The following is a 3,096-nucleotide window of genomic DNA, read 5'->3' on the forward strand; positions in this document are numbered from 1 at the left end:
GCAGCAGCGCGGCGGTGTCGCCACCGACCCCGCGGTTGAGGAACGTGAGGTCGAGGTCCGGCCGGCGGGCACCTGCGAGCGCCGCGACGATCGACGCGTAGCCGTGGCCGAGGCTGGTCGGGTCGGAGTGGTCGCGGCCCCACTCGGTGACGGAGTCGCCCGTCAGCAGGACACGGTCGTGGAGCCTGAGCATCGTCGTCACGGCGGACATCCCATCACGACGGTCGGCCGATCGCGTGGAGCGGAGGCGAGGTGCACTCGCCCAGCGTCCATCGCGCAGTTGGACTGCACGAGGAGTGCACTATGCTGCACTCATGGACGAGGGCGCGACGAGCTTGGCAGTGATGATCGGCGCGCGCGTGCGTCAGGCGCGCCAGTCGCGGCGATGGACGCTCGACCACCTCGCGGAGGTTGCCGGGGTCAGTCGTCGGATGGTGGTGAGCGTCGAGCAGGGTTCGGTCAACCCGAGCATCGGGACGCTGCTGCGGCTCAGTGCCGCGCTCGGGGTGGGGCTGCCGTCGTTGGTCGAGCCTGCCGGGCCCGCGCCGGTGCAGGTCACGCGGTGTGGGCAGGGCGCCGTCCTGTGGCGCAGCGACTCGGGCGGTCGCGCGGTGCTGGTCGCCGGCACCGACCGGCCCGATGTCGTCGAGCTGTGGGACTGGACGTTGGGCGCGGGGGACCTCCACGTGAGCGAGGCCCACACGGCGGGGACCAAGGAGCTCGTGCAGGTCCAGACGGGCAGCGTCACGATCACTGTCGGTGACCAGTCGGTGACCCTCGAAGCGGGTGACGCCGTCGCGTTCGGCGGCGACGCGGCGCACTCGTACGCGAATCCGGGCACGCAGCGGGCGACGTTCTCTCTGGCCGTCTTCGAACCGGGCGCCGGGTCCGGGCCTCGGTCCGGGGTTCACGATGGGTGAGATCGGTCGGCTGGACGAGTTCCTCGCAGGCGGTTGGGTCGCGGCGGACGTCTTCGGCCTGCGGCCCGACTACCGGGCGATGCTCGTGGCTGTCGACGGTCTCGTCCCCGGCCGCCGGAGCGACGATGCCAGCGGCGCGCTCACCCTGGCGGCCCAGGACGCTGCGCGTGCAGCACTGGCCCAGACCGCCGTGGAGGAGATCCCGCACGTGGCGCAGTGGCGGGCGGCCTACCGGGAGTTCGGAGCGAAGCCCCAGCGGACCCGCAACAGCCTTGAGGCGCTCCTGCGGCGCACCGCGTCGGGGCTTCCGCGCGTGAACCCGCTCACCGACCTCTACAACGCGGTCTCGGTGCTGCATCGGATCCCGATCGGCGGGGAGGACCTGAACCGGTACGTCGGTGCGCCGCGGCTGGTCCGGGCCACGGGCCGCGAGGTGTTCGACACCGTCGCCGGCGGCGCCGACGTGGTCGAGAACCCGGAGCCCGGCGAGGTCGTGTGGTGCGACGAGGCGGGCGTGACGTGTCGGCGATGGAACTGGCGCCAGGGACGTCGTACCCAGCTGAGGGAGGACACCACCGCAGCGTTCTTCATCCTCGACGCCCTCGGTGCCGTCACCGACGAGGCGCTCCATCTCGCCGCCGATGACCTCCTCGCCCAGCTGGGCCGGCTGGGTCCCGACGTCCGGGTCGCCCGCCGCCTGCTCGCCGCAGAGACGTCCGCCGACGGGTTCGGGACCGTCGCGGCCCCCAGGGTCGACCCCGCGAAGGACGATCGAGACCGCTCATGACGGACCGGCTTCCGTCGCCGGGCCGACGGCCGCCGTGGGGCTCGGCACTCGCGGCGATGCTGTCCGTGCAGCTCGGCTCGGCCCTCTCGGTGCCCCTGATCGACACCGTGGGTCCGGCGGCGGCATACCGCAGGCTGCAGGCCGCCTCGCGCTCGGCGTCATCGCCGCCGCCGCGGGGCTAGCCCTCCTGCTGCCCGTTCTGCCTTTCGCGCTCGAGCGCACGCCCTGCGCCACATGACAGCCACCTCGTTCGGGACCCTGATGGCCCTCGAGCCCGCCATCGGCGTCCTCCTCGGGCTGCTCGTGCTCCACCAGTCACCCGCGCCCGCGCAGCTCGCCGGAATCCTGCTCGTCGTCCTTGGCGGCGCGGGCGCGCAACGCGGTGGCCGACGACGCCTCGACGTCGCGGAGGGGGACGGACTCCGCTCCGAGCTCGATCTCGTCGGCTGACGCGGGCGGCACGGTCGCCATCGGGGCTGCAGCCGCGATCGCGGAGGGGGGAGGGAGTGAGGCCGCGAGCGGCGGTGGGCCTCTGACCTGCGAAGACGTGACGGGAGCGGGTGAGGAGAATCGAACTCCCGTAGCCAGTTTGGAAGTTACGCCGACGGGTTCCTAGCGACCCTCATCACACCACGTTTTTGCAGGTCAGACGCTTGCGAGACTACACCGAGCGGAACCGAAATGCACCTTGGGGACCACCCTTATGGCACGTTATGGCATGCCACTCGGGACTGACTACGTGCATTTGGTCTCGACCTGGCTTCATGGCGGCCGACCTTCCGACGCCGCAGCCGCCACGATCCGGGGCATAGGCGAGGCGCCTTAGCCGACGCCGCGGACGACGGGCTCGACAGCGCCGTCGTCGACAACGACGAGGATCCGCCGGGGCCACACCCTTGTCACGGCGCCACCGACTTCATCGTCGGCGAACCGCGCTCAACTGCCGTGATGGGCTGACGGATCAACGCGGTCAGTCAGATGCTGATCCAGATCTGAACGGCAAGGCGTCACCAGGTGAGAGGCAGACGCTCAACGCCGATCGAGCTGCGGCACCACCCGCGCCGGCCGCAGGAGGTCTTCGAGGTCGGTGCGGCGGATGCGGACGACGCGCGTCCCGACCTTGACGGCGCGGAGCTGGCCGTTGGAGATGAGCTTGCGGATGAATCGCTCGGTGACGGCAAGCTCGTCAGCGGCTTCCGCAACCGTGAGCATCACCCGCCGCGCTTCCGCGGTCGGAATGGTTTGGGTCATCGAGTGCTCCTCCGGGGTGGGTTGGCGCCCGTCCGCCGAGTGCCGGCTCCGGTCGCATGAGGGGCCGACCGGCAGAGATCTGCTCGGGAGGCTTCGACTTCGGCGCTGAAGCTCGATGCCATCGCGGCCATTGCTCAC

4 protein-coding genes and 1 pseudogene are annotated in these 3,096 nt (G+C 71.3%); 3 read left to right on the forward strand and 2 right to left on the reverse strand.

Translation table 11 applies throughout. From position 1 onward, the window contains the following. A pseudogene (locus VFW79_RS11865) lies at positions 1-211 on the reverse strand (GDSL family lipase); the annotation flags it as partial. A 103-nt stretch (positions 212-314) separates the two neighbouring features. Between VFW79_RS11865 and VFW79_RS11870 the strand changes: the two are divergent. The 3 genes from VFW79_RS11870 (at position 315) to VFW79_RS11880 (ending at position 2,157) form a co-directional block, all read left to right on the forward strand. After that, positions 315-920: an XRE family transcriptional regulator gene (locus VFW79_RS11870; protein ID WP_329677497.1), complete on the forward strand. Its 606-nt coding sequence runs from the start codon at positions 315-317 to the stop codon at positions 918-920. Continuing rightward, the gene (locus VFW79_RS11875) at positions 913-1,707 is read left to right on the forward strand and encodes a B3/B4 domain-containing protein (protein ID WP_329677498.1); all 795 of its coding nucleotides are present in this window, start codon (positions 913-915) and stop codon (positions 1,705-1,707) included. The genes VFW79_RS11870 and VFW79_RS11875 overlap by 8 nt, the downstream gene beginning before the upstream one ends. 234 nt (positions 1,708-1,941) lie before the next feature. Then, positions 1,942-2,157 (forward strand): hypothetical protein, encoded by a 216-nt coding sequence (locus VFW79_RS11880; protein ID WP_329677499.1) that lies wholly within the window; start codon positions 1,942-1,944, stop codon positions 2,155-2,157. A gap of 579 nt (positions 2,158-2,736) precedes the next feature. Here VFW79_RS11880 and VFW79_RS11885 read toward each other — a convergent pair. Continuing rightward, the coding region (locus VFW79_RS11885) for a helix-turn-helix domain-containing protein (protein ID WP_329677500.1) at positions 2,737-3,096 on the reverse strand (360 nt) is incomplete at its 5' end.

This window comes from Cellulomonas sp. (assembly GCF_036279715.1).
GTDB lineage: Bacteria > Actinomycetota > Actinomycetes > Actinomycetales > Cellulomonadaceae > Cellulomonas_A.